Source organism: Klebsiella sp. R445, assembly GCF_051131755.1.
Classification (GTDB): domain Bacteria; phylum Pseudomonadota; class Gammaproteobacteria; order Enterobacterales; family Enterobacteriaceae; genus Klebsiella; species Klebsiella lignicola.
The window spans coordinates 864,386-890,155 of record NZ_CP180446.1 but is presented as its reverse complement, the minus strand read 5'-3'; the positions used below and the strand labels follow the sequence as shown (position 1 = coordinate 890,155).

Sequence of the window (25,770 nt, the reverse complement as noted above, 5' to 3'; positions counted from 1 at the left end):
AAAAACAGGGCGATATCGCCCTGTTTTTGATCCGGCGTGTCCCGCATCGCGGGAGGGCGGGGATTATCCGCGTTTCACGACGCGAATAGTTTGCGCCAGGCGAGAAGGCTTCTCTTCGCTGGTTTTCTGCGGTTCGGTAACGCAGCAGGTTTCCACACAAACGAAGGTCTTGTAACCATCATCCGGCATATCGCCCATGCTCACGGACAGCGCCGGGCCAGGGTTCCAGCCGACCACGTTGCTGTGATGATGATGGACAACGTCGATATTGCGGTTCAGCGCATCGTCGTGGATCACGCTGCAGGCTTCGGCATTGAGGTATACGCGGTCGGTACGGTCCGGGAAGGTCTGTACGCCGTCGCTCAGCACGCCTTCTTCGGCATTTTTGACTTTATCGATGTAGCGATCGCCCAGGCCGCTGACTTTAACGGCAGCGATATCGCCGACGTTGAAGTAGGTGTGCAGCGCGGAGGTGGTTTCAAACTCGCCGTGCGCTTCCAGTTCGATCTCGCAGGTTTTACCCAGTTTGAAGCGCGCATAGAGGGTGAAGTCATGCGGCCAGTATTGACGGGTCTCCTCGCTGCTTTGCAGTTCGAAGGTCAGCATCACGCCGCTGTCGTCTTCATCATGGCCTTTCAGCGTCCACGGCAGGTTACGGGCGAAGCCGTGGGAAGGCAGACCTTGCTGTGCCGACGGGCCGAACCACGGCCAGCACACCGGTACGCCGCCGCGCAGCGCAACGCCGGTTTTGAATGGCGTGTTCCCGCTCAGCCACAGGACTTCTTCCTCGCCGGCAGGTTTCCACGACAGCAGGTGGGCGCCCTGGAAGGCGACGGAGGCTTTGACCTGCGGATGGTCAACAACGATCAGCTCCAGCTCATCGAGCTGACGGCGGGACAGGACAGGCGAGATTTCTTCAATAACCGGGAGAGCAAAAATTTTATTAATCATGGTGCAATCCTTCGTTGGCGTGACACCTCCATCCCCCAAAAGGCAGCCAGTGCACAGGCAGCATGCGGGGTGGCGTGTACATAAAAAAAGGCGACCGAAGTCGCCTTTTTGGATCAGATTCTCATCTCAACTTATTTAGAGATGTGAGCGATCAGGTCCAGAACTTTGTTGGAGTAACCAGTTTCGTTGTCGTACCAGGAAACCAGTTTCACGAAGTTGTCGTTCAGTGCGATACCAGCTTTAGCATCGAACACGGAAGTGCAAACTTCACCGTTGAAATCGGTAGATACAACGTCGTCTTCGGTGTAGCCCAGAACGCCTTTCATTGCGCCTTCGGAAGCAGCTTTGATTGCTTTCTTAATTTCTTCATAAGAAGCAGCTTTTTCCAGACGAACGGTCAGGTCAACAACGGATACGTTCGGAGTAGGAACGCGGAACGCCATACCAGTCAGTTTGCCATTCAGTTCTGGCAGTACTTTACCTACTGCTTTAGCAGCACCGGTAGAGGACGGGATGATGTTCTGAGCTGCGCCGCGGCCGCCGCGCCAGTCTTTGTGAGACGGGCCATCAACGGTTTTCTGAGTTGCGGTGGTCGCGTGAACAGTAGTCATCAGACCTTCGATGATGCCGAAGTTGTCGTTGATAACTTTAGCCAGCGGTGCCAGGCAGTTGGTGGTGCAGGATGCGTTAGAAACGATGTCCTGGCCTTCGTATTTGTCAAAGTTAGCGCCTTTAACAAACATCGGAGTGTTGTCTTTGGACGGGCCAGTCAGAACGACTTTTTTCGCGCCAGCAGTGATGTGTTTACGAGCGGTTTCGTCAGTCAGGAACAGACCAGTTGCTTCTGCAACAACGTCAACACCTGCTTCGTTCCACTTCAGGTTAGCCGGATCACGTTCAGCGGTAACACGGATTTTTTTACCGTTAACGATCAGATGACCGTCTTTCACTTCAACGGTACCGTTGAAACGGCCGTGAGTGGAGTCATACTTCAGCATGTATGCCATGTAGTCAGCGTCTAACAGGTCGTTGATTGCAACGATCTCGATGTCAGAACGTTCCTGAGCAGCACGGAAAACAATGCGACCGATACGGCCAAAACCGTTGATACCTACTTTGATAGTCATATATTCCACCAGCTATTTGTTAGTGAATAAAAGGTTGCCTGTAAAATTACAAAAACCTTACGCAGCGTCAAGCGGAATCGTGTCAATCATTGCGACAAATCAATACTGAGCATACCTTCGCACCATTGATCTGCCTCACTCTCCCTTTGAGCCCAATTCCATATTGGGGCTGCGCCCGGAATTTTAAAGGTCGGTAAAGATAAAAATGTGATGTAAATCACAATTATCTGGGCTGCCTTTTGGCATCGAATAAGTTTAGAACAAAAGTCCACGCTTCATTGTTAATGTTTTGTTAGAATCGGCCGGTAACGTTGTCCTTTCACAGTGAGAAGCATGCACATGGCGAATAAACCCTCCTCAGACGAACTCAAAAAAAACTTGAGTGAGATGCAGTTTTACGTGACGCAGAATCACGGTACTGAGCCGCCGTTCACCGGACGACTGCTCCACAACAAGCGCGACGGCATCTACCACTGCCTGGTATGCGATGCGGCGCTGTTTCGCTCTGATTCGAAGTATGACTCAGGTTGCGGTTGGCCGAGCTTCTACGAGCCGGTCAGTGACGAAGCAATTCGTTATCTGAATGACTACTCGCACGGCATGCAGCGCACCGAAATTCGCTGCGGAAATTGCGATGCCCACCTCGGGCATGTGTTCCCCGACGGCCCGCAACCTACCGGCGAGCGTTTTTGCGTAAATTCGGCGTCATTAAGCTTCAACGACGACGATAACGGCGAGCAAATTAAAGGTTAGAGAAACGATTCAGCAAATTATTCCAACGTGGAGTCGAGCGGACCATGGAAATCGAGCAAATGATAGACAGCATGACCCCCGAAGTTTACCAGCGTCTGGTGACCGCGGTGGAGCTGGGAAAATGGCCGGATGGCGTGGCGTTAACCGAGGCCCAGAAAGAGAACAGCCTGCAGCTGGTGATGCTCTATCAGGCGCGGCATAACAGCGATGCTCAGCATATGACCATCGATACCAATGGCCAGATGGTGATGAAGAGCAAGCAGCAGTTGAAAGAAGATTTCGGTATCGCACCCAAGCCGATCTCCACGTTTAAACTGCAGTAACCGCCCGGACAACCGGGAACGGTTAGCACCAGCCCATCCCCCCGGCAAGCAATGTGCGATCGGGGAGTGAGCTGATGAGAGTACTTCACGGCAGGATTAAGGCTGCGTTTCCTGCCAGTCGTCAGCGGTATACAGCGTGGCGCCAGCGGCGGCCATGTCCATAAAGGCGTGGGCGCTATCCTGAGGCTGAAGGTTGACCCCGCAGCAGCCGTCGGTGATCACGTTCACGACATAGCCCAGCGCCAGCGCGTCCAGTACGGTAAATTTGACACAGTAATCGGTCGCCAGACCCAGGACGATGAGTTCGCTGATGTCGCGTTCCCGCAGCCACGCATCCAGCCGGGTTTTCTGGCGATGTCCGTTATCAAAAAAGGCGCTGTAGCTGTCGATCGCCGGGTTTTCGCCTTTATGAAACACCTCGCTGATAGCCTGCTGCTTCAGCAGCGGATGCAGCGCCGCACCTTCGCTATTCTGCACGCAGTGATCCGGCCAGAACGTCTGCGCCAGGCCATCAAGCTGACCCTGGGAGTAGGGTTCAACCTGATGCTGGCTGGCGAAGCTGCCATGATCCGCCGGGTGCCAGTCCTGGCTGGCGACAACGGGCTCACCCCGGGCCTGGCACATGTCGATTAGTCGGTTGGCGACATCAATGGTGCTGTCACCCTCCGGTACGGCCAGCGCGCCGCCGGCGCAAAAATCATTCTGTAAATCGACCAACAAAAGTGCGCGATGGGTCATCGGTTCTCCTTACTCGTCAGGGGTCAACTCACCGCGCAGATTTTCCTGCATCAGCTGGCGGATGGCCTCGACGCTGAGATTCTGGCTCAGCAGGTAGTGTAGCTTGGTCAGCGTCGCTTCGACGGTCATATCGAAACCGCTGATAACACCGGCCTGGGCGAGGGCGTTACCGGTGGCGTAGCCCCCCATATTGACTTTACCCGACATGCATTGGGTCAGGTTGATCACCACGATCCCCCGTTGACTGGCTTCCGCCAGCACCTCGATAAACTCACCGTTTTGCGGGGCGTTACCGACGCCGTAAGAGCGCAGGATCAGCGCTTTGACCGGCTGGCGCAGGAAGTTACGCACCACATCGGCGGAAATCCCCGGGTAGATCGTCACTACGCCAATGGGCTGCGGGGTAATCGGGTGGACAATCAGCTCACCGTTGCCCTGTGGCGCAGGCGGCGTACCGAGGCGTCGAATGTGGATCCCGGCTTCCAGCAGCGGGGCCAGGTTCGGCGAGGCGAAAGCATTGAAACCGTCGGCATGGGCTTTGGTGGTACGGTTGCCGCGATACAGTCGGTTGTTGAAAAACAGCGACACTTCATTGATGGGATAATTGGCGGCAACGTAGAGGGCATTCAGCAGGTTGATTTGCCCGTCGGAACGCAGCTCGGCCAGCGGAATTTGTGACCCTGTCACAATAACCGGTTTCCCCAGATGCTCCAGCATGAACGACAGCGCCGACGCGGTGAACGCCATGGTGTCGGTGCCGTGCAGAATCACGAAACCGTCGTACTCGTCATAATGGGCGCGAATGTCGTCAGCAATATGCTGCCAGTCTTCCGGTGTCATATCGGAAGAGTCCATCAGCGGCTCATATTCATGAATCGTAAAATCCGGCATCTCCGGACGGTGGAACTCAGGCATCAGCGCAAGCTGGCGCTGCAGGTGGCCGGAAACGGGGATATAACCGTGTTCAGAGCGCTGCATACCGATGGTCCCACCGGTGTAGGCAACGTAAATCGATTTCTTTTGCATATCATCGCTTAGGTTGTACGTAGACAGGCGCAGTATAAAGTGACGTATCGAAAATTACACATACTTCAGGTCACAGCAGCGTTGACCGGGGGAGTTCTGACTAAGATTGCTGGCGTGGTTTCGCCCCGCTGACATCAATAACAACGTCAGCGGGGCGTATCTGCCGGGAAAGGATTAACGAATGTTGGCGCAGGTCAGGCAGAAGGCGTAACGGTTTTGTGGATCGTTAAACGCGGCAAGCTTATCGCTCTCCGCTTTGACCACATTGGCGGCAGCGGCGACAGGCGCCGGCAGCCAGGCCTGTATCGCGGCCGGCAGCGAAGCACGCACCGAACCGGTCAGGCTATCAACCACCATTGAGAAGAAGGTCGGATCTTCCTGGTAGTAATCGATATGCCACTGCTTCAGCTTCGCCAGTTCAGCGGCTTTTGCCACCGCATCGTCAAAATCGCCAAGGCTATCGACCAGCCCGTTGGCCTTCGCATCTTCACCCGTCCAGACGTGGCCCTGAGCAATCTGATCGATTTTCTCCGGCGTGCTGTTACGTGAGTTAGCCACCAGCGTGATAAAGCGCTTGTAGCCGTTCTCGATGCTCAACTGCATCAGCTGCTGCACTTCAGGCGGCAGGGATTTGGTGGTAGACACATCCGCCAGCACGGAGGTCGCCACGCCATCGGTATGCACGCCAATCGAATCCAGCGTATTTTCAACGGTGTTAATCACCCCGAAAATACCGATGGAGCCGGTGAGAGTGCTCGGGTTCGCCACGATGTAGTTAGCCGGCGTGGAGATCCAGTAACCGCCAGACGCGGCCATTCCACCCATGGAGACCACCACCGGTTTACCGGCTGCTTTCGCCGCCGCCAGCTCTTCACGAATGATTTCCGATGCGCTGACGCTGCCGCCAGGGCTGTTTACGCGCAGGACGATCGCTTTCACTTTTGGATCGAGACGGGCGTCGCGGACCTGTGCCGCGGTGGTGTCACCGCCGACGTTGCCAGGGGTCTCTTCGCCATCCATGATCGCGCCGTTAGCAAAGATCACCGCAATAGAGGCACCCTGGTCGGCCGGCGTTTTGACGTTGTAATCGTAATAGCTGATGGCGCGATAGTTATTATCCGCTTTGCTCCAGCCAAACTGTTTGGTGAGCGCTTTCTCTACGTCGGTGGAGGTACCCAGCTCATCAACCAGTTTATTATTCAGCGCGTATTGTGCGGTATCGCCATCCACTTTACGCAGTCCGTCCAACAGGCCCTGAGCGCCTGGGAACAGCTGCTGCGCCGTGATTTGACGGTTAGCCGCGATGGTATTGAGGTAGTTCTGCCACAGTTCGCCAATCCAGCGGCTATCGGCTTCACGGGCGGCCGGTGACATATCGTCGCGGATAAACGGCTCAACCGCCGATTTATAGGTGCCGACGCGGAAGACATGGGTAGAAACTTTCAGCTTATCGAGCAGCGACTTGTAGTACAGCCCGTTGGTGGCAAAACCGTGCAGGTCGACTTCACCCTGTGGTGACAACCAGATTTTATTGGCGAAGCTCGCCAGATAATACTGCCCCTGGCTGTAGCTGCTGCCAACGGCATAAACCGGCTTACCGCTGTCGCGGAATTCGCGCAGGGCTTTACCGATGTACTGCATCGACGGCTGATCGCCACCGGCAAAATTTTTCAGATCCAGCACGATACCGGTGATGTTCCGGTCATCTTTGGCCTGACGAATGGTCTGGACGATATCAAACAGCGAGTTTTCCTGCAGGCGGTCGGAGCTGGCACCAAAAAGCTGGCGACCGATAACCCCGAGCTTGCTGCTGGCGGACGGTTTATCCACCACCACGCCGGTGATATCCATCAGCAACGCGCCGCGTGCCGCATGTTCCGGCGTGGTGCTGCTGAACTGCGCCCAGATACCGACACACACCAGGACCAGCAGCAGGAATACCAGGTTCAGTGCGAGCTGGCGAATAAAATTGAGCACCCGCCATGTCCATTTAAAAAATCCGGCGAGCAGCCGCCAAAGAGTTCGCATGTATTCTCCCTAACATTATTAAAAATGGGCTAACCGCAGGGGTTGCCGCGTCTGGTTATCCTAAAGAGACCACTGGCGGTTGTCAGCAGGAATCACCGGTCGTGCTGTAACAAAATTCTCGTGCATGTTAATTTTATGAAAAATGACATCACAGGAGTTATACAGATGGATGCTCTCGAACTACTGGTTAATCGCCGTAGCGCCTCGCGCCTGGCCGATCCGGCACCGGCTGGCGAACAGCTGGAAAACATTCTTCGCGCTGGCCTGCGCGCGCCGGACCATGGCACGCTGCAGCCGTGGCGCTTTTATATTATTGCTGATGACGGCCGCGAACGCTTCAGCCAACTGCTGGAGAAAGGGGCGATTGCCGCCGGGCAGGATGAAAAAGGGATCGAAAAAGCACGTAGCGCGCCGTTCCGTGCGCCGTTGATCATTACCGTCGTCGCCCGCTGCGAAGATCATCCGAAGGTGCCGAAGTGGGAGCAGGAGATGTCGGCGGGATGTGCGGTAATGGCCATGCAGATGGCGGCGGTCGCGCAAGGCTTTAACGGCATCTGGCGCAGCGGCGCCCTGACCGAAAACCCGGTGGTTCGTGACGGCTTTGCCTGTCGTGAGCAGGATAAAATCGTCGGTTTTCTCTACCTCGGTACGCCGCAGCTGAAAGCCTCAACCACCATTTCAGTGCCTGACACCTCACCGTTTGTGATCCGTTTCTGATCGCCATCGGATAGCCCGGCAGGCATAACATGCCGGGCTAGTGTGGAAACGCTCTCTTTTGAATCTGCCCGGAAACGTGCCCCTTGCGGTAAATGCAGCAGAATTTGTATTTGTCACCCCCTCCACCGCTAAAAGCGGACTTTTGTCTGCTTAATGAGCAACCACTCGCGATTTAAGACTGACGGACTTACTACCTTGGCGTTTGAGCGCTACCATAGCGGGATTGCAATGACAGGAGATGTCCATGAGCGAGCAAGCTATTCGTTTAACGCAATACAGCCACGGAGCCGGTTGTGGTTGTAAAATTTCCCCTAAAGTGCTGGAAACGATCCTCAAGAGCGATCGGGCCAAGTTTATCGACCCAAACCTGCTGGTCGGCAATGAGACCAGCGATGATGCTGCGGTCTACGACCTGGGCAACGGCACGTCCATTATCAGCACCACCGACTTTTTTATGCCGATTGTCGATAATCCATTCGACTTTGGGCGTATCGCCGCTACCAACGCCATCAGCGACATCTTCGCGATGGGTGGAAAACCGATCATGGCGATTGCCATTCTGGGCTGGCCGATCAATACCCTGGCGCCGGAGATTGCCCGCGAAGTGGTTGATGGCGGGCGCTTTGCCTGTCAGCAGGCCGGTATCTCGCTGGCTGGTGGCCACTCCATTGACGCCCCGGAGCCCATTTTTGGCCTCGCGGTGACCGGCGTCGTGCCGACGGAGCGAATCAAGAAAAACAGTACCGCCCAGGCGGGCTGCAAGCTCTTCCTCACCAAACCTCTCGGGATTGGCGTGTTGACCACGGCAGAGAAAAAATCGCTGCTCAAAGCAGAGCATCAGGGACTGGCAACGGAAACCATGTGCCAGATGAACCTCGCCGGGGCGGCTTTCGCCAATATTGAAGGGGTCAAAGCGATGACCGACGTCACCGGTTTTGGTCTGTTGGGCCACCTGAGTGAAGTGTGCCGCGGTGCCGGCGTGCAGGCGCTGCTCAACTATGCCGATATCCCGAAACTGCCTGGTGTGGAAGCGTATATCGCGGCGGGCGCGGTGCCTGGCGGTACCGGGCGTAACTTTGCCAGCTACGGTCACCTGATGGGCGAGATGCCGGCAGAGTGGCGCGATCTGCTGTGCGATCCGCAAACCTCCGGCGGTCTGCTGCTGGCGGTGACGCCGGATGCGCAGGACGAGATCTATGCCGCTGCGCAAGAGTTCGGCATTCAACTGGCCGCCATCGGCGAGCTGGTAACCGCCCGGGGCGGACGCCCGATGATCGAGATTCGTTGATTACATGCGGTTGTTTATAGCGGAAAAACCCAGCCTCGGGCGTGCCATCGCTGAAGTGCTACCCAAACCGCACCGGAAAGGTGATGGCTATATCGAGTGTGGCAACGGGCAGGTGGTCACCTGGTGTATCGGCCATCTGCTGGAGCAGGCCCAGCCGGACGTCTATGATGGCCGCTATGCGCGCTGGAACCTGCTTGACCTGCCTATCGTGCCGGAAAAATGGCAGCTGCAGCCAAAACCGTCGGTCACCAAACAGCTCAACGTGATCAAGCGTCTGCTTGGCGACGCGCAGGAGGTGATTCACGCAGGTGACCCCGACAGAGAGGGGCAGCTGCTGGTGGATGAAGTGCTCGACTATCTGCAACTGGCGCCGGAAAAGCGTCAGCAGGTGCAGCGCTGCCTGATTAACGACCTTAACCCGCAGGCGGTAGAGCGGGCGATTACGCGTCTGCGCGCCAACAGCGAATTTATTCCGCTCTGCGTGTCGGCCCTGGCGCGCGCCCGTGCCGACTGGCTGTATGGCATCAACATGACCCGCGCCTATACGCTGCTGGGCCGCAATGCCGGCTATCAGGGCGTGCTATCGGTAGGACGTGTCCAGACGCCGGTACTGGGGCTGGTGGTGCGGCGTGACGAAGAGATCGAGAACTTCGTGGCCAAAGATTTCTTTGACGTCAAAGCGCATATTGTGACGCCGAAAGAGGAACGTTTCGTCGCCACCTGGCAGCCAAGCGATGCCTGCGAACCCTATCAGGATGAAGAGGGCCGCTTGCTGCATCGCCCGTTGGCTGAGCACGTGGTGGCGCGCATTGAAGGTAAGCCAGCGCTGGTGACCGCTTATAACGATAAGCGGGATTCCGAGCCGGCACCGCTGCCGTTTTCACTCTCGGCGCTGCAGATTGAGGCCGCGAAACGCTTCGGCTTTAGTGCGCAGAACGTGCTGGATATCTGCCAGAAGTTGTATGAAACCCACAAGCTGATCACCTATCCGCGTTCAGACAGCCGCTACCTGCCGGAGGAGCATTTCGCCGGTCGCCATTCGGTGCTGAACGCCATTACTGTGCATGCTGCGGATCTGCTGCCGCAGCCGGTGGTTGACCCGGAAATCCGCAACCGCTGCTGGGATGACAAAAAGGTCGATGCTCACCATGCGATCATCCCGACCGCCCGCAGCAGCAAGGTGAAACTCTCGGATAACGAAGAGAAGGTCTATGGCCTGATTGCCCGTCAGTATCTGATGCAGTTCTGTCCGGACGCGGTATTCCGTAAATGTCAGATCGATCTCGACATCGCCAACGGTAAATTTGTTGCCAAAGCGCGCTTCCTGGCGGAAGCCGGCTGGCGGACGCTGCTCGGCAATAAAGAGCGCGACGAAGAGAACGACGGGACGCCGCTGCCGGTGGTGGCGAAGGACGATGAACTGCTGTGTGAAAAGGGCGAGGTTGTTGAACGCCAGACCCAGCCGCCGCGCTACTTCACCGATGCGACGCTGCTGTCGGCGATGACCGGGATCGCCCGCTTTGTGCAGGATAAAGATCTGAAGAAAATCCTGCGCGCGACCGACGGCCTGGGAACGGAGGCGACCCGCGCCGGGATCATCGAGCTGCTGTTTAAGCGCGGTTTTCTGGTTAAAAAGGGGCGCTATATTCACTCTTCCGACGCGGGACGGGCGTTGATCCACTCGCTGCCGGAAATGGCGGCCCGCCCGGATATGACCGCCCACTGGGAGTCGGTGCTGACGCAAATCAGCGAAAAGCAGTGCCGCTATCAGGACTTTATGCAGCCGCTGGTCGGCACGCTGTACCAGCTGATTGACCAGGCCCGCAGCACGCCGGTGCGCCAGTTCCGCGGAATCGTCGCCCCCGGTGATGGCAAAAAGAACTTCAGCAAAGGCAAGGCTAAAACCAAACCGAAAGCGCGTAAGCCGGCGGCAGATCCCGCGTCTGACAATCCTTAATAGAAAACCGCTTTGGCGCAATGCCGTTCATTTACTGATCGGCATTACGCCAAAGCCGGATGAACAACGACAAAAAAACTCACGCCTCTTCACACTTCCCTAAAATAAATTTTCTGCACCAGAGATCTGTGAGGCGGGTTAAAGTCTTTCGCCACATTTTGTCTATAAAATGTCCTCCATAGCAATGCAAACGTTGTCATTTAATTTCTTTGTGAAACTTTTTTATTGCTATTTATTTTTAACCCAAAATGCAAACGTTGTCATTGAGGCAAGCATGGCGAATATTATTGATATTGCGAAGAAAACCGGGCTTTCGCCTTCCACAGTATCCCGGGCATTGTCCAAACCCGAAAAAGTTGCTGAAAGTACACGACAAAGAATCATGACGGCAATTAAAGATCTGGGTTATGAAACCAATATCTTTGCCCGTAACCTGCGTCAGGGCGGATCGCGCACCATTGGACTGGTGGTATCCGATATCCTTAACCCCTTTCATGCGGTCATTGTGAAATCCATCCAGGACGTTGTATATCGTGAGGGGTTTACCCTGATGGTGGGCAGTTCGGATGAAGATGCCGCGAAAGAGGAAAATATTATCGCGCAGCTGCGAAGTCACCAGTTGCAGGGATTACTGATCATTCCTACCGTCAATGCCCTTAACAATCTGAGCAACTTCGACACCATCCCGGTGATTGAAATCGACCGTTATTCCGGACGTCCGCAAAGTGACATTGTGCGTCTGGATAACGAAGAAGGTATGAGGATTGCCACGCAACATCTGGCCCATCTTGGCCATACCCATGTGGCTTACATTGGTGGCAGCATTCAAGCGGAAACCTTCCGCGAACGTCTGGAGGGCTTCGAGAAAGCCTGTGGTTCGGCCATTACCCACCAGATAGTTGAACTTCCGGGCATTACAGCACTGTATTCACAGGCGTTTGAAGCAGCCAGTCAGATCTTCGCGCAACAGGCAGCAACAAGACCCACCGCGATCATCGCCGCCAATAACGACATTGCCACCGGCATCATGAAAGCCGCCTTTCAGCAAGGTTTGTCGATGCCTGACGATATCTCATTTCTTGCTTTTGACGATCCTGAATGGGCCGAATTTTTCCCTTGTCCGATAACGACAATCCGCCAGCCCGTATACGAAATGGGCCAGTTTGCCGCCAGACAGCTCTTTCAGAGGCTGCGTGGGGAACTGACGGAAATGCCCGCTACATGGCGTTTTACGCCTGAGCTTATTGTTCGCGGCTCTACTACCCGGCCGCGTTTATCCAACCAGCCAGAAGGAGACTGACCTATGTACCTCAACACGATTCCCTTAATTGAGATAACAGCAGAAAATATTGCCCCCTATGGGCACCTGCTCGGCAAGCCCACATCAACACCCACGCTCGCCAGAGGTGATATTGACTATTACCACCACGTTGCAGATTCAAATGACTTTACCGACCATCCGGTCACCAGCTACTTAGTATCTTACCCACGCCCACTGGTGCTGGAAAAAATTGAACGTCACCGCCAGACAGAAGAGACCTTTATTCCTTTAACGGGGGAAAGTGTCATGGTCTTAGGCAAACCGGGTGCGCTAAGGGAAGACGAGCTAGTGGCTATTCATCTTGATGGCAGCTGTGGCATCCAGCTTCACCGGGACACGTGGCATTTTGCTCCCTATGCCTTGCATGGCCAGGCGACCTATCTTTTGCTGTCAGGAAAAGATTCCGGGCCGGATATTGACGTTTTGGACGTCTGTAAAAGAGAAATAGAGCAACCTGCGAGTAAGGAGGCAGTAGCATGAGCGCAGTTGCTTGTTATGGCGAAGGACTTATCGACTTTACTCAAGAAGGCGGTACTTTTGTTCCCCATCCGGGTGGTTCACCTTACAACGTGGCGATAGCCCTGGGTCGTCTGGAGTGCTCCGTTGAATTTTGTTCTCAGCTCAGCACGGACATGTTTGGTAAACAGCTTTATGATTATCTGCACAAGAATCATGTAGGCGTTGATAATATTATTCGTAGCGATTCACCCAGCACGCTGGCCTTTGTATCAACACCAGAAAATGCCGAGCCAGAATATGCTTTTTATTCTATTGGTGCCGCAGATGTGATACTGGATAATACAAGTTCTTTTTCACAGTCGACAGCCAGATTACATCATTTTGGATCTATTTCATTAATGCAGGAACCATGCGGGACATTCTGGGAAAAATACATTCATAATTTAGATGGATTTATCTCTTTTGACCCTAATATCCGACCAGCTTTGATTCCTTGCCGTGACGATTATCTGGCCCGTTTTGAGCGAATTACCTCAGGCATACAACTGCTACGCTTAAGTCTTGCTGATATGCAATGGTTGGCTCCGAATGAATCTGTTGAATCGTTTTGTACTCACATGATTTCACGTGGCATTCAGGTCGTTGCGATTACCTCCGGGAGTGATGGCGCCTGGGTTTACACCCGCGATCACGTATTGCACCAGCCTGCAATGAGTATTGATGTCGTGGATACTATCGGCGCCGGAGACACCTTTACCGCGGGATTCTTGTCGGTCATCGTGGATTACATTGATGACCGGTACCAACTCAACGCCAATGAAGTGATTCTGAGCGAAGCATTAAAAATGGGCTGTATCGCCGCGGCCCTCAATTGTCGTGAAAAGGGCGCGAATCCACCAACCAAAGAACAAATAATCGCCGCTATTTAATATGTGAAAAAACGTCTCCGTTATATTAAAAAACAGAAGTGTTATCGTCATCCTGGTAATGGCGAGGGATTTTTGTGGGCTGAATAACGCCAGGGATACGCAGCGCGGAGACTAAACTTACCCTACCTATACAGGAAGAACACATCATGGGAATTAATAAAATGTTCAGCACCCCTGATGGCAAAAATCATCTTGCTTCGTTTTTATTATTAACCTGTCTTTTCTTGGTCTTAGGATTTAGTACCGGGCTGATAGATGTATTAAATAAACATTTCCAAAATACGTTGAATGTGAGTAAAGCAGAGTCTGCGCTAGTACAGTTTGCTAATTATATTGGTTATTTTTTTATGGCGATCCCCGCAGGGATTCTGGCTCAGCGATTTGGCTATAAAGGCGGCATCTTCGCTGGCCTGGCGCTGATTGCCTGCGGCGCTTTTTGTTTTATCCTCGCCACACGCAGTGAAGAGTTCTGGGCGTTTCTGGTCGGGCTGTTTATTCTGGCAACCGGTTTGACTTGTATTGAAACTATCGCCAATCCCTATGCCGCAGTGATGGGGCCGCCCGATAAAGGTGCTGCAAGGCTTAATCTTTCGCAGTCAGTCACCGGAATTGGTCTCATATTGGGGCCATTGATTGGCGGTCATTTTATTCTGTCATCTACCGGTGAAGTCTCCACCAGCAACGAATCCCTGTTTGTTCCCTATCTGGGTATAGGCGTGGCGGTACTGCTACTGGCCGCACTGTTCTTGTTCAAAAAAATGCCCGACATCACGCCAGAAGAAGAGACTACCGTCTCCGGGCAGTCGACAGGCACTGACAGCCTCTGGAAAAAGCCGCATTTCGTCTTTGCCATTGTCGCGCAGTTCTTCTACGTGGCAGGGCAGACCGGTATTTTCAGCTTTTTTATTAACTACGTCGTGGACCATTCACCGTTGTTTTCCCTTGCCACTGCGCAGTGGTTACCTGAAAGCTGGAGCTGGAACACTTCCGAAGGCTGGAAGATTACGGAGCGCGGCGCATCTCAGCTACTGGCCTTCGGAGGATTCGGGCTCTTTATGATTGGCCGTTTCACTGGAGGGTTATTGCTGAGCAAATATGCGTCGCACAAAATCCTGTATGTCTTCTCAATCATCAACTGTCTGCTGATGCTTATTACCATGTTCTCATCAAGTTGGGCGGGCGTGCTCGCTCTGATATTGAGCTTCTATTTTATGTCGATTATGTTCCCGACTATTTTCGCTCTGGGGATTTCGGGACTGGGGGAAAAAACCAAAAAAGCCTCATCGTATATCGTTATGGCGATTGTCGGGGGGGCCGTCATGCCAATGGCAATGGGGGCAATTGCCGACATCTGGTCAATGTTCGTTGGTTTCGTTATGCCTCTGTTCTGCTTTGTGCTGATTGGTATGTACGGATTTTTCTGGCAAAGCCTTAAAAACAGGCCTCAGGACAACCTGCAACTCAATGTCGGACAACTATAAACACATGGCCGCCTCGCAATGAGGCGGCCACCGTTCGTTGGTTTTTGATGCGTTGTTCGCGGCTCTTTTTGCAACGGATGCTGAGCTTAGATAACGCCCTGCGCCAGCATGGCGTCAGCCACTTTGACGAACCCGGCGATGTTGGCGCCACGAACATAGTTGGTCTGCTGAGCTTCGCCGCCGTATTCAACACAGGCGTGGTGAATGTCGAGCATGATGTGATGCAGACGCGCGTCGACTTTCTCTGCTTTCCAGCTCATGCGCGCGGCGTTCTGCGCCATTTCGAGGCCCGAGGTGGCAACGCCGCCGGCGTTGGCCGCTTTGCCCGGTGCGAACAGGACGCCCGCTTCGAGGAACAGGTCTGTGGCGGCGATCGTGGTCGGCATATTGGCGCCTTCCGCAACAGCCTTCACGCCGTTTGCAATCAGCACGCGTGCGGCATCGGTATCCAGTTCGTTCTGGGTGGCGCATGGCAGCGCGATATCAACCGGCACGGACCACGGCTGCTGGCCTTCGAGGTAAACCAGGCCATATTCACGCGCGTAATCGGCAACCCGGCCGTCGCGGCTGGCTTTGATTTCGCACAGACGGGCCAGTTTTTCCGGCGTGAAGCCGGCTTCATCGACCACGGTGCCGCTGGAGTCGGAAGCGGTGATGACGCGCGCCCCCAGCTCCATCGCTTTTTCGATGGCGTACTGCGCCACGTTGCCGGAACCGGACACCGCAACGCGCATCCCTTCAAAGCCCAGACCGTGACGCTTGAGCATCGCGTCGGTGAAGTAGACCAGGCCGTAACCGGTCGCTTCCGGACGGATCAGGCTGCCGCCGAAGGAGAGTCCTTTACCGGTGAAGACGCAGGCGCTGTTGTTGGAGAGCTTACGCATCATCCCGGCCATAAAGCCGACTTCACGACCGCCAACGCCGATATCGCCCGCCGGAACGTCGGTATCCGGGCCTAAATGACGATACAGCTCTGTCATCAGCGCCTGACAGAAGCGCATCACTTCGCCATCGCTTTTACCTTTAGGATCGAAGTCGCTACCGCCTTTGCCGCCGCCCATTGGCAGCGTGGTGAGGGCATTTTTGAAGGTCTGTTCAAAGCCGAGGAACTTGAGGATCGACAGGTTAACCGACGGGTGGAAGCGCATCCCGCCTTTGTACGGACCAATGGCGGAGTTGAACTGCACGCGCCAGGCGCGGTTGACCTGAACCTGATTGCGGTCGTCGACCCAAACCACACGGAACTGAATAGCACGTTCTGGTTCAACCAGACGTTCCAGCAGCGAGAGCTGGCGATAGCGCGGATTTTCCTCAAGGAACGGCCACAGCGTGGTCATGACCTCGCGGACGGCTTGAGCAAATTCGGTTTGCTGAGGATCGCGCTGTTGAACGCGGGTGAGAAAGCTTTCCAGAGTGCACATCTGATCCATAGATATAATTTCCCCTTATGGTTGTGGTTGCATGTATTCGCGTCACATCTCAGATTGCCTCGTCGCCAGCGTCAAAAGCGTGTTAGCGGCGGTCGCGCGGTAATCTGAATGATTTTTGGTCTGTTTTTTTATTATGTGGCCCTTGAAAAGGCCGGTTTTCCGACTATAACACCGGGAATCGTTAGGCAAGCAAGGAAAAATTAACCTGACAGGAAAATTTATAATCTGGCGTCTGTCATAACTAAAAACGATGACGCCAGATGAAAGGGCTAGCGGGGAAGGTCGGTCGCCCGTTGGGCGATAAAGGCATGCAGCAGCGGAATATCCGCCGGGGCGAGATTGAAGGTTAACGCCTCCTGCGGGGTACACCAGTGCAGTTGCTGGTGGTAGCGGGCGGCGAGCAGCCCGCTAAAACGCGGCACCCACCAGGCGTGCAGGTGAATCAGGCGGCCGGAAACCTCGCGCTGATGGCTGGCGATGTAGCGTTCCACCTCGGCGGTGATACCGAGCTCTTCCTGCAGTTCGCGGATAAGCGCCTGGGGCTGGCTTTCGCCAGGCTCGACTTTGCCACCGGCAAACTCCCACATGCCTGGCTGATCGGCGTGGGCAGGGCGCTGCGCCAGCAGAATGTTGCCGTCCTGTTCAATGACGGCGGCCACTACATCAAGCGTTTTTTGCATCTGAATCATCGTTCCTTGCAGGATAATGGCCTATTATCACCGTCTTTGTCTGTACCAGACAACCTTTAGCCCGCTGGAGATATGTCGTGCTCGATCGTCATCTGCATCCCCGCCTGAAACCGTTACTCAATGTCTGCGCCGCACGTCTGGAGCGCATCGGCATGACCGCCGATGGCGTCACGCTGACCGGCTTCGCTATTGGCGTACTGACGTTACCGTTTCTGGCGTTAGGCTGGTACGGCGCGGCGCTGGTGGCGATTGTGCTGAACCGCCTGCTGGACGGCCTGGATGGCGCGCTGGCACGTCGTCGGGGATTGACGGATGCGGGCGGGTTTCTCGATATCGCGCTCGATTTTCTGTTTTATGCGCTGGTACCGTTTGGTTTTATCCTCGCCGATCCGGCACAGAACGCGGTGGCCGGCGGCTGGCTGCTGTTTGCCTTTATCGGCACCGGCAGCAGTTTCCTCGCCTTTGCGGCGCTGGCGGCAAAGCATCAGATTGATAACCCGGGCTACGCCCACAAATCTTTTTACTATCTGGGCGGGCTGACGGAGGGGAGTGAAACTATCCTGCTGTTTGTGCTCTGCTGCCTGTTTCCGGCGCACTTTGCGTGGCTGGCCTGGCTTTTCGGCACGCTGTGCTGGCTGACGACCGCTACCCGGATTTACAGTGGCTACCTGACGCTGAAGCAGCTTCAGCGTCAGGCGTAGAGAATTACAGGCTACTCTGGGGGCCGCGTTCGCCGCGCTGTACCGGGTTTTTCGGATTGCTGCTCCACTCGTACCAGCCGCCGTCATACACCGAGACATTTTTCCAGCCCATGGCCCGGGCATACATGAAGGTTTCAGAAGCGCGCCAGCCGGTACCGCAGTAGAACGCCACCTGCTGATCCGGGCGGATGTTCCACTGTTGCCACATGGTAGCAATATCGTCGGCGCTGCGCATGGTGCCGTCCGGGTTATGGAAGTCTTCCATGTGGGTTGAGTCGCTTCCGGCGTGTCCCCAGCGGGCGCCGGCGATCTCACCTTTGGGCTTGATATAGCTGTAGCCGCTGGTGGTGCCGACAAACTCAGGCCAGGAACGAATGCTGACCAGCGACGCGTCCTGACGGTGCAGCAGTCCGCGCGCCTGCTCTTCATTGAGCATCAGCTGCGGTTGACCGGGGATCGGGGCGCCGAAGTCTGGCGCCGGTTTCGGCTCCGACGGCGTCCCTCGTTCTACTGGCAGGCCCGCATCGGACCAGGTTTTCCAGCCGCCATCGAGCAGACGAACGTCTTTCACCCCGGCATACAGCAGAATCTGCGCCACGCGGGCCGCCGCATACACGTCACGGCCGTAGAGGATCACCGTGGTGTCATGGCGAATCCCCTGTTTTGCCAGCAGTGCCTTCAGCTTGTCGTCAGAGACCTTGTTCCACAGCGGTTCGCTCTCCACCTCGTTGGTGTCGATGTAGCCGGCGCCGGGAATATGGTTCAGCAGATAAAATTTCGGCGCGCCCCAGGCGGCTTCCAGTACTTTCCACTCTCCGGCCGGCGCGGCGGTCACCGCTTTGCCTTGCTGGAGATCGTGCAGCCACTGCGGGTAAACCAGCTGTTCAAAATGCGGCAGTTTTTGCAGTCGGTCGGTCTGGGTGAGCGCATCGCTCAGGGTGTTGAGATGGGTAAACCCTGCGGCCTGCAGACGCGCTGCCACTTTGCGGTTGTCCGCCTCGCTACCGTACAGCGCCAGCGGCGAGGTGGCCTGCAACTGGTGCTGTTTCGCCCAGGTGCTAAGCCGATCGTCGCTCATGGCGCTGAGCCAGCTGGCGGAGAGGTTTAGCGCCTGCGGTTCATGGCCCTGGGGACCGTTAGCGGACTGGGGCCAGCCGTTGTAGAACGCGCTCAGACGGGTATCGATAGCGACACCGTGCTGTTGCTGCAAAGCGGAGAGCGTCAGCGTTGGCATGGTTTCAGCGGCGGAGGTGGTAGTAGCAGCAAGCCCGATCAGCAGGGCGAGTGCGGTCAATTGAGAAACACGTTTCATCGAAATGCCCGACAAGAGAAAATTGAGCGCACATTCTCCACTGCGACGCGGGCAAATTCTTTGCGGTAACGCAGGTTAGCCGGGGTTTCATTGCCAGTCGCTCATTTTCAGACAACGACCGCGGTCGGGGATATCGTGGCTGTCGTGAGTCACCAGCACGGCGGGGATCGCCAGCCGCGCCAGTTCATCGAAAACCCACTGGCGAAAATCAGCGCGCAGTTCGGCATCCAGGCGGTTAAAAGGCTCGTCCAGCAGTAGCGCTAACGGTCGTGCCAGCAGCGCCCGCAGCAGGCTCACTCGCGCACGCTGGCCGCCGGAGAGGGTCGCCGGATCGCGGGAGTAGAACCCGGTCAGTCCGGCCCGCTCCAGCGCCTGTTGCACCTGATTTTTGCGTTCACCACCGCGCACTTCAGCCGGCAGCGCCAGCAGCAGATTGTGCCCGACGCTGAAGTGGTCAAACAGCAGCGCATCCTGAAATAAAATCCCGATCCGACGCCGTTCGGTGGGCAGCGTATCGCAGCGGCTGTCGGCCAGCCACAGTTCGCCCGTGGCCTGAAAATGTTCCGCCAGCGCTCCTACCATCCAGGCAAACAGCGTGGATTTCCCGCTACCGGAAGGGCCCATCAGCGTCAATACTTCTCCGGCACGCACGGAAAACCCGACCTCGCGCAGCAGCGGCTGGTGGTGTTGTGTCAGGGTCAGATTCTTGACGGTGAGCACTAGCGTAATCCTCGGCGATAGCGGCCAGCCACACAGGCCAGCAGGGCAGTCAGACTAAAACAGAACGCCGGCAGCAGCAGTTGCCATAAGGCCTGCGCGGCAAGGGTTTGCGTATCGCCGCCGGCGCTGAGCGCCACGGCTTCGCTGGTGAGGGTGTTCATCCGCCCGGCCCCTAACCACAGTGTAGGCAGATATTGCGCGATACTCACCGAAAAACCGACCGCCAGCGCCGCCAGCAGCGGACGCAGCATTAGCGGCAGCGTGACCCGGAAGAATATCTTGCCGCGTCCCCAGCCAAGGGTGCGGGCGACCAGCGCCATACGCGGATCGCGCTGCCGCCAGGCCGGACGCAAAATAAATAACATCCACGGGATCACCCACAGCAGATGGCCCCACAATACGGTCATCATCTGGCCGTCCAGCCAGGCGTACAGCGCCAACTGATACTGTCCGTCAGCCAGCGGGAGCGCGGGTAATACCAACGGCAGCCAGACCCAGCTATCACCACGGGACGGGCCACACTCCAGCCACAGCAGGCACAGCGCAGCGCCGATCAACGCGGCCAGCAGCGCCAGCGTCAGGCTGGTGGCGAGGCTGCCGCTGACCGGCGCGGTGCCGTATGCCAGCCAGGTCAGAAACAGCGCGCAGCCCAGGCCGCAGAACGGCAGAAGTCCTGCCAGCAGTCGACCGGATCGCGCTTTCGACTGCGGGCGACGAATGCCGCGCAGATCCGCAGGCTGCCGCTGCCAGAGACGCCACAGGCCCCAGCCGCCAGCGACCAGACCCGCGAGGATCAGCAGCAGGAGCAGACTGGCGAGGGCCCCTTTTGCCTGCTGGAGTTCATCGCCCTGGTTTAACCATTGCCAGGCCAGCACCGCCAGGGTCGGCGGGTTTCCCGGACCGATCACCAGCGCAACATCGACCACCGACAGGCTCCACGCGGTGGTGGCGATCAGCACCAGCGTCATCGCTGGCAGCAGCGTCGGCAGAATAAGCCATTTCAGGCACTGCCAGCGGCCGTAGCCGAGGCTTTTCATCACCGTGACCTGCTCCGCCAGCCGTTTTTCTCCCAGCAGGCCATATACCACCCATAACAAGAAACCGCTCTCCTTGACGGCGAGGGTTAGCCCCAGGCCGATGCCGTAACGGTCGGCGAAGGGGGTACACAGGGTACAGACACGATAGAGCCAGCCGCCTTCGGCAAAGAGCAGCAGCGCCGCGGTAGCGAAAGCAACATGGGGCACCGCCAGCAGCAGCGGCAGACGTGACGCCAGCCGCTGCCAGCCGCGAGAGGGCCACAGCGCGCTAACGATCGTCAGAGTGATCAGTGCCGCAACCGCCACCGCCAGCAGCGTTGAAACCAGGGTGGCGGCCAGCGCCTGCCACAGTTGCGGGTCGGCAAACAGCGCCTGCCAGCTGGAAAGCTGAAGCGCCGGGGCGATCATCAACGCGATGCCGGGGAGCACGGGCAGATAAATCAGCACCATGCTTCCCCAGGCCAGCAGGATCAGTGCGTACCGTAGCGGCGCAGCCATTCCTGCTCCAACGCATCAACCCAGGCAGCGTGTGGTTCCGCCAGCACCGGCGGTCTGTTTTGCGGCATCAGCACCTGTAGCGCTTGCTGCTGCTGGGTGGAGAGCGATTCCGGATTTAACACGCTCGGATCGCCCCAGATGGCCGGATCGGCTTTACGCAACTGTGCCGCGGGCGAGAGCAGGAAATTGGCCACCACTTTGGCCCCGGCAGAGGCGCGGGCGCTGGCCGGGATCGCTACGAAGTGGACGTTGCCGAGCATGCCGCGTTTGAAGCCAAAGCTGTAGCTGTCAGACGGCAGTTCACCGCTGGCAGCTTTCTGCAAGGCGTGCAATGGGTTAAAGGTCATTGATAACGCGAGGGTGCCGTTGGTCAGCATCGCATCCATCCGGGAGGGGGACGCCGGGAAGTCTCGTCCTGCGCGCCATAGCTGAGGATGGAGCTGATCGAGATAGTGCCATAGCGGCGCGGTCACGGCGGCATAGCTTTTGGCGTTCGGCGGCTGACGCAGGGCCTCTGGCCGTTCCGTCAGGTTAATCAGCAACTGCTCGAGAAAAGCGGTCCCGGTGAAGTCGGGCGGGCGCGGGTAGGTGATGGTGCCTGGATGCGCGGTGGCAAAGTCCAGCAGGGCCTGCGGATCGCTGGGCGGCATCGGGGTCTGTGCGCGGCGGGCAATAAAGGTGAGCTGCGCGCCGCCCCATGGTGATTCAGCGCCATCGGTGGGGACGGAGAAATCTTCCCGGACCGGCAGACGGGTATCGACGTAACGCCAGTTAGGCAGCGACTCTGCCCAGCCGGTTTGCAGCAGCCTGGCGGCCTTCAGATTATGGAAGTTCTCGCCATTGACCCACAGCAGATCCACCGAGCCATTATGCTTTCGCCCGGCCCGGGCCTCGCTTTTCAGGCGTTTGACGGTATCGGCCGCATCGGCGATATGCACGATCCGTAGATCGACGGCATAGTCGCGTTTTACTTCGTCGCTGACCCAGTCGAGGTAGCGATTCACCGCCGGGTCACCGCCCCAGGCGTTAAACCACACCGTTTGGCCGCGAGCCTGCTCTTTGATGAGCTGCCAGCTTTCACCGGCGTTGGCGATGGTTGGCGTGAACCACAGCGCCGCCAGCCAGAGTAAACAATAGCGCATACCCATATCCTTATGATCTGATGTCGGAAGAGGTGGCCGTGGGGATCTGACACAAACCTTGCGCCGGGATCGCCATGGCGGAGTTAAAGCGGGCGGAGAGATTTTGTAAACCGATCAGCGCCGTCAGTTCGGTCAGGGCCTGAGGGTCGAAGCTGTCGGCCAGTCGGGCGCGCAGCGCATCGTCAACGGTGGGCGGCGTGAGGCTGGCGGCCTCGGCGTAGCTCAGCGCCAGCCGCTCCTGCTCGTTAAACAGTGGGCTATTACGCCAGTCGGCTACCGCTTGTAATTTATCGACGCTACCGGTGCGTTCCGCCAGCTTCATGCTGGTGATATCCTCGCAGAATTCACACAGGCACATCTGGGCAATACGGGCGCTGACCAGCGCGCGCAGCACCGGGTCGAGGGGCGAGCGTTTACGTTCCAGGTAACCGACGAACATCGACACCAGGTAAAACACAAACGGGATACGCCCCCACCAGCGAATAGGGCTGAGCACCTCGCCGTAGTGGCGACGATGGAGCCACGCCTGCGGGCGAAGGATCAGGGGGATCGTGTCGAGCGGCGGCAGTCGCATCAGGACTTCCTCTTATGTCGTTCGAGATAACAGGCTTTGGCGATAAAGATAATCAACGCCAAAGCAAACAGAATCGATAATGTAGTGACCAGCCAGAAGGTGCCTCCGGTCAGCATACTGCCAGCCCAGGAGTATATGATAGTCGCAGGCAACTGGCCGATGCCGGTGGCGAGCATAAACTGGCGAAAGCGAATCGAGGTCAGGCCGGCCGCGTAGCTGATGGGGTCAAAGGGGACGAACGGCAAAAGCCGGCAGATTAAAATCGTATGCTTGCCGTAACGCTCAAAAAAACTGTCCATCCCATGCAGTACCGTTTTGCCGGTCAGTTTTTCCACCGCTTCGCGACCGAGAATTCTGGCGATGTAAAAACACAGCGCCGCGCCGGCCATGGCGCTGGTCCAGGAGAGCAGCCCGCCCCAGAAGGCGCCAAATAACGAGGCGTTGGCAAAGGTGATCAGAAAGGCGGGCAGCGGGGCTACCACCGCCTGTAACAGCATTAAGGCGAAGGAGACCAGCGCCGCCTGAGCGCCATAAGAGTCAATAAAACGCTCAATAGCCTGCTGATCTAAGGCGGAAAACGCCGCCAGGCTGTGTTCAATGAAGGCGTTGACGCCGGGGATCAGCCACCAGGCAAGCAGCGCGCTTATCCCCGCGACGATAAGCACGCCCCGCCAGTACCAGACTAAAGACCCGCTATTTTTCGCCATCGTTCACCTGCCACCCGTCGGCAGAAATCTGCCGCTGGCGGGCAAAGATTTTTGCCCCCTGAATGATGCCAAACAAGACCAGACCAGCGAGGCTCAGCTTCAGCACGAAGCCCAGGGTGATCCCCTCCCGGACAAGCTCGCTGGCCATCAGGGTGTAGATGAACAGCCCCGGCAGAGTGGTCAGCGCCGAGATCAGCGTGAATGACCAGAATGGAATAGCCGTCAGGCCATAAGCGTAGTTCTGGATATTGTAGGGAAACAGGGGAACCAGGCGGGTCAAAATTAAAAAGTCGCTGCCGCTGCGGGCTATACCGCGTTCAATCGCCTGAAAGGTGGCGGTATGGCCGGCATATTTCAGCAGCAGATCGCGCCCCAGCCAGCGGGCCAGCAGGAAAGAGAGCGCCGAGGCCATCGTCGCCGCGCACAGCGAGAGTATCGTTCCCCACAGTGGGCCAAAGACCACACCGCCGACCATCACCAGGATACTGCCCGGGAACAGGCACAGGGTGGCGACGATAAACAGGGCGATGTACAACGTCCAGCCCAGGGCACCGCTTTGGCGGATGAGGGTCTGCAGATGATGAAAATGCGTAATCAGGTCGGCGAAGCCGGAAAGGGTGATAACGACGGCCAGAACAGAGAGCAGGGCGATAATAATCAGCAGCTTATATTCTGCCGGGTAACGGCTTCTTTTGCATTGCGGAGTCTCCTGTATCAACCCTGTGTCGCGCGCGCTTTCCCACCGGGAAAAGTGGGCGAGACAGTATTACAAATGACGAATCACAACAATGTCTTACCGCTGATTTATTGATGTTGCTCAGAAAAAGGTGACTCTCCACGACCGCGAGGGTCGGGAGAGTCGATAGCGCGACGGCGTTACGGTTTAAAGGTGGCCCAGATCGGCGCATGGTCCGACGGTTTTTCCATGCCACGGATCTCGTAATCGATGCCGGTTTCAACGCAGCGCTGGGCCAATGGTTCGCTGGCCAGCAGCAGGTCAATACGCAGCCCGCGGTTATCGTCGAAGCCTTTAGAGCGGTAATCGAACCACGAGAAACGATCGTTAGTTTGTGGGTTGGCGCGGCGCCAGGTATCGACCAGCCCCCAGCCCATCAGGCGATCCATCCACTCACGCTCTTCCGGCAGGAACGAGCACTTGCCGGTGCGCAGCCAGCGCTTGCGGTTCTCTTCGCCGATGCCGATGTCCAGATCGGTTGCGCTGATGTTCATATCGCCCATGATCAGCACCGGATTGTCTTTATTCAGCGCGCTCTCAAGGTAGTTTTGCAGGTTCTGGTAAAACGCGGCTTTGGCCGGGAATTTGGTTTCGTGATCGCGGCTTTCCCCCTGCGGGAAGTAGCCGTTAATGACCGTCACGTTACCAAATGCCGAGGGAATCTCCGCCATGATGATGCGGCGCTGGGCCTCTTCGCCATCATCAGGGAACCCGCGACGCACCGAGACCGGCGTCTCTTTGGTCAGCAGCGCCACGCCATAGTGGCCTTTTTGTCCGTGGTAGAACACGTTGTAGCCGAGCTTTGCGACCTCTTCGAGAGGAAACATGTCGTCGTGCACTTTGGTTTCTTGTAAGCCGATCACGTCGGGCTGGTGCTTGTCGACGATGGCGGCCAGCTGGTGAGGACGGGCACGCAGGCCGTTGATATTAAAAGAGACAAATTTCATAGTCGCTGCCACTGTGCAAGGTGAATAGTGCAGGGATGGTAGCAGAATTTCGTCGAGCTGGCTGCCGGAAGGCATTTTATTGTGCCTGTTAGTGTTATAGGCGCGGCGAGGATTGCTATTGCGCACCATGCTGGCGCAAGTTGCGCCAAAAAAGGGCGAATTTTTACGATAAATTTCGC

At 56.7% G+C, this 25,770-nt stretch carries 25 protein-coding genes; 10 read left to right on the top strand and 15 right to left on the bottom strand.

All coding sequences use genetic code 11. The annotated features are described in order from the left end of the window. Positions 1–63: 63 nt before the first annotated feature. Together ACMYSN_RS04105 and gapA are read right to left on the bottom strand one after the other, a co-directional pair. Positions 64–951, bottom strand: a complete 888-nt coding sequence (locus ACMYSN_RS04105; protein WP_462497108.1) for a D-hexose-6-phosphate mutarotase — start codon at positions 949–951, stop codon at positions 64–66. 131 nt (positions 952–1,082) lie between these two features. Further along, positions 1,083–2,078 (bottom strand): glyceraldehyde-3-phosphate dehydrogenase, encoded by a 996-nt coding sequence (gapA, locus tag ACMYSN_RS04100; protein ID WP_004860805.1) that lies wholly within the window; start codon positions 2,076–2,078, stop codon positions 1,083–1,085. 339 nt (positions 2,079–2,417) lie between these two features. On the opposite strand from gapA, the gene msrB reads away from it, so the two are divergent. Beyond that, positions 2,418–2,831, top strand: coding sequence for a peptide-methionine (R)-S-oxide reductase MsrB (gene msrB / locus ACMYSN_RS04095; RefSeq protein WP_123753983.1), 414 nt, complete (start codon positions 2,418–2,420; stop codon positions 2,829–2,831). Positions 2,832–2,875: 44 nt separating this feature from the next. Beyond that, positions 2,876–3,154, top strand: a complete 279-nt coding sequence (locus ACMYSN_RS04090; RefSeq protein ID WP_123753984.1) for a YeaC family protein — start codon at positions 2,876–2,878, stop codon at positions 3,152–3,154. 96 nt (positions 3,155–3,250) lie between these two features. Here ACMYSN_RS04090 and pncA read toward each other — a convergent pair whose 3' ends face one another. From pncA to sppA, 3 genes are all read right to left on the bottom strand, one after another. Further along, on the bottom strand, positions 3,251–3,892 hold the full coding sequence (gene pncA / locus ACMYSN_RS04085; protein WP_462497107.1) for a nicotinamidase: 642 nt from the start codon (positions 3,890–3,892) through the stop codon (positions 3,251–3,253). A 9-nt stretch (positions 3,893–3,901) separates the two neighbouring features. Continuing rightward, positions 3,902–4,918 (bottom strand): asparaginase, encoded by a 1,017-nt coding sequence (gene ansA / locus ACMYSN_RS04080; RefSeq protein WP_462497106.1) that lies wholly within the window; start codon positions 4,916–4,918, stop codon positions 3,902–3,904. Between the two features lie 174 nt (positions 4,919–5,092). Further along, a complete protein-coding gene (gene sppA / locus ACMYSN_RS04075; protein WP_462497105.1) occupies positions 5,093–6,946 on the bottom strand; it encodes a signal peptide peptidase SppA in 1,854 nt (617 codons plus the stop codon). A 165-nt stretch (positions 6,947–7,111) separates the two neighbouring features. Here sppA and ACMYSN_RS04070 point away from each other — a divergent pair, with 165 nt between their 5' ends. From ACMYSN_RS04070 to fucP, 7 genes are all read left to right on the top strand, one after another. Continuing rightward, a complete protein-coding gene (locus ACMYSN_RS04070) occupies positions 7,112–7,663 on the top strand; it encodes a nitroreductase family protein (protein WP_462497104.1) in 552 nt (183 codons plus the stop codon). 244 nt (positions 7,664–7,907) lie between these two features. Next, positions 7,908–8,951: a selenide, water dikinase gene (gene selD / locus ACMYSN_RS04065; RefSeq protein WP_462497103.1), complete on the top strand. Its 1,044-nt coding sequence runs from the start codon at positions 7,908–7,910 to the stop codon at positions 8,949–8,951. 4 nt (positions 8,952–8,955) lie between these two features. Beyond that, on the top strand, positions 8,956–10,908 hold the full coding sequence (locus ACMYSN_RS04060) for a DNA topoisomerase III (protein ID WP_462497102.1): 1,953 nt from the start codon (positions 8,956–8,958) through the stop codon (positions 10,906–10,908). Between the two features lie 274 nt (positions 10,909–11,182). Continuing rightward, positions 11,183–12,208: a LacI family DNA-binding transcriptional regulator gene (locus tag ACMYSN_RS04055; protein WP_462497101.1), complete on the top strand. Its 1,026-nt coding sequence runs from the start codon at positions 11,183–11,185 to the stop codon at positions 12,206–12,208. A 3-nt stretch (positions 12,209–12,211) separates the two neighbouring features. Further along, positions 12,212–12,709: an ureidoglycolate lyase gene (locus tag ACMYSN_RS04050; protein WP_462497100.1), complete on the top strand. Its 498-nt coding sequence runs from the start codon at positions 12,212–12,214 to the stop codon at positions 12,707–12,709. Next, positions 12,706–13,617, top strand: coding sequence for a carbohydrate kinase family protein (locus ACMYSN_RS04045; RefSeq protein ID WP_462497099.1), 912 nt, complete (start codon positions 12,706–12,708; stop codon positions 13,615–13,617). Before ACMYSN_RS04050 ends, ACMYSN_RS04045 begins: the two co-directional genes overlap by 4 nt. A 146-nt stretch (positions 13,618–13,763) precedes the next feature. Next, positions 13,764–15,098 (top strand): sugar MFS transporter, encoded by a 1,335-nt coding sequence (gene fucP, locus ACMYSN_RS04040; protein ID WP_462497098.1) that lies wholly within the window; start codon positions 13,764–13,766, stop codon positions 15,096–15,098. Between the two features lie 86 nt (positions 15,099–15,184). On the opposite strand, the gene gdhA is transcribed toward fucP, so the two are convergent. Further along, complete coding sequence (gdhA, locus tag ACMYSN_RS04035) at positions 15,185–16,528, bottom strand: NADP-specific glutamate dehydrogenase (protein ID WP_123753991.1); 1,344 nt, start codon at positions 16,526–16,528, stop codon at positions 15,185–15,187. 269 nt (positions 16,529–16,797) lie between these two features. Continuing rightward, positions 16,798–17,208 carry a (deoxy)nucleoside triphosphate pyrophosphohydrolase gene (locus ACMYSN_RS04030; protein ID WP_462497097.1) on the bottom strand — a complete coding sequence of 137 codons (411 nt, stop codon included), beginning with the start codon at positions 17,206–17,208 and terminating at the stop codon, positions 16,798–16,800. Between the two features lie 86 nt (positions 17,209–17,294). Between ACMYSN_RS04030 and ACMYSN_RS04025 the strand changes: the two genes are divergently transcribed. Continuing rightward, positions 17,295–17,918 carry a CDP-alcohol phosphatidyltransferase family protein gene (locus ACMYSN_RS04025; protein ID WP_462497096.1) on the top strand — a complete coding sequence of 208 codons (624 nt, stop codon included), beginning with the start codon at positions 17,295–17,297 and terminating at the stop codon, positions 17,916–17,918. 4 nt (positions 17,919–17,922) lie between these two features. On the opposite strand, the gene ACMYSN_RS04020 is transcribed toward ACMYSN_RS04025, so the two are convergent. The 8 genes from ACMYSN_RS04020 to xthA all read right to left on the bottom strand — a co-directional run bounded on the left by ACMYSN_RS04020 (position 17,923) and on the right by xthA (position 25,591). Next, positions 17,923–19,230 (bottom strand): sulfurtransferase, encoded by a 1,308-nt coding sequence (locus tag ACMYSN_RS04020; protein ID WP_462497095.1) that lies wholly within the window; start codon positions 19,228–19,230, stop codon positions 17,923–17,925. Positions 19,231–19,317: 87 nt separating this feature from the next. After that, positions 19,318–19,950: an ATP-binding cassette domain-containing protein gene (locus tag ACMYSN_RS04015; protein WP_462497094.1), complete on the bottom strand. Its 633-nt coding sequence runs from the start codon at positions 19,948–19,950 to the stop codon at positions 19,318–19,320. After that, on the bottom strand, positions 19,950–21,485 hold the full coding sequence (locus ACMYSN_RS04010) for an ABC transporter permease family protein (RefSeq protein WP_462497093.1): 1,536 nt from the start codon (positions 21,483–21,485) through the stop codon (positions 19,950–19,952). Before ACMYSN_RS04010 ends, ACMYSN_RS04015 begins: the two co-directional genes overlap by 1 nt. Continuing rightward, on the bottom strand, positions 21,458–22,627 hold the full coding sequence (locus ACMYSN_RS04005) for an ABC transporter substrate-binding protein (RefSeq protein ID WP_462497092.1): 1,170 nt from the start codon (positions 22,625–22,627) through the stop codon (positions 21,458–21,460). The genes ACMYSN_RS04010 and ACMYSN_RS04005 overlap by 28 nt, the downstream gene beginning before the upstream one ends. A gap of 10 nt (positions 22,628–22,637) precedes the next feature. Further along, a complete protein-coding gene (locus tag ACMYSN_RS04000) occupies positions 22,638–23,201 on the bottom strand; it encodes a carboxymuconolactone decarboxylase family protein (protein ID WP_462497091.1) in 564 nt (187 codons plus the stop codon). Further along, positions 23,201–23,908, bottom strand: coding sequence for a TVP38/TMEM64 family protein (locus tag ACMYSN_RS03995; RefSeq protein WP_462497090.1), 708 nt, complete (start codon positions 23,906–23,908; stop codon positions 23,201–23,203). Before ACMYSN_RS03995 ends, ACMYSN_RS04000 begins: the two co-directional genes overlap by 1 nt. Further along, positions 23,895–24,560, bottom strand: coding sequence for a TVP38/TMEM64 family protein (locus ACMYSN_RS03990; RefSeq protein WP_462498195.1), 666 nt, complete (start codon positions 24,558–24,560; stop codon positions 23,895–23,897). The genes ACMYSN_RS03995 and ACMYSN_RS03990 overlap by 14 nt, the downstream gene beginning before the upstream one ends. 224 nt (positions 24,561–24,784) lie before the next feature. After that, entirely contained in the window at positions 24,785–25,591 is an 807-nt protein-coding gene (gene xthA, locus ACMYSN_RS03985; RefSeq protein ID WP_462497089.1) for an exodeoxyribonuclease III, read from the bottom strand. Between the last annotated feature and the right edge of the window lie 179 nt (positions 25,592–25,770).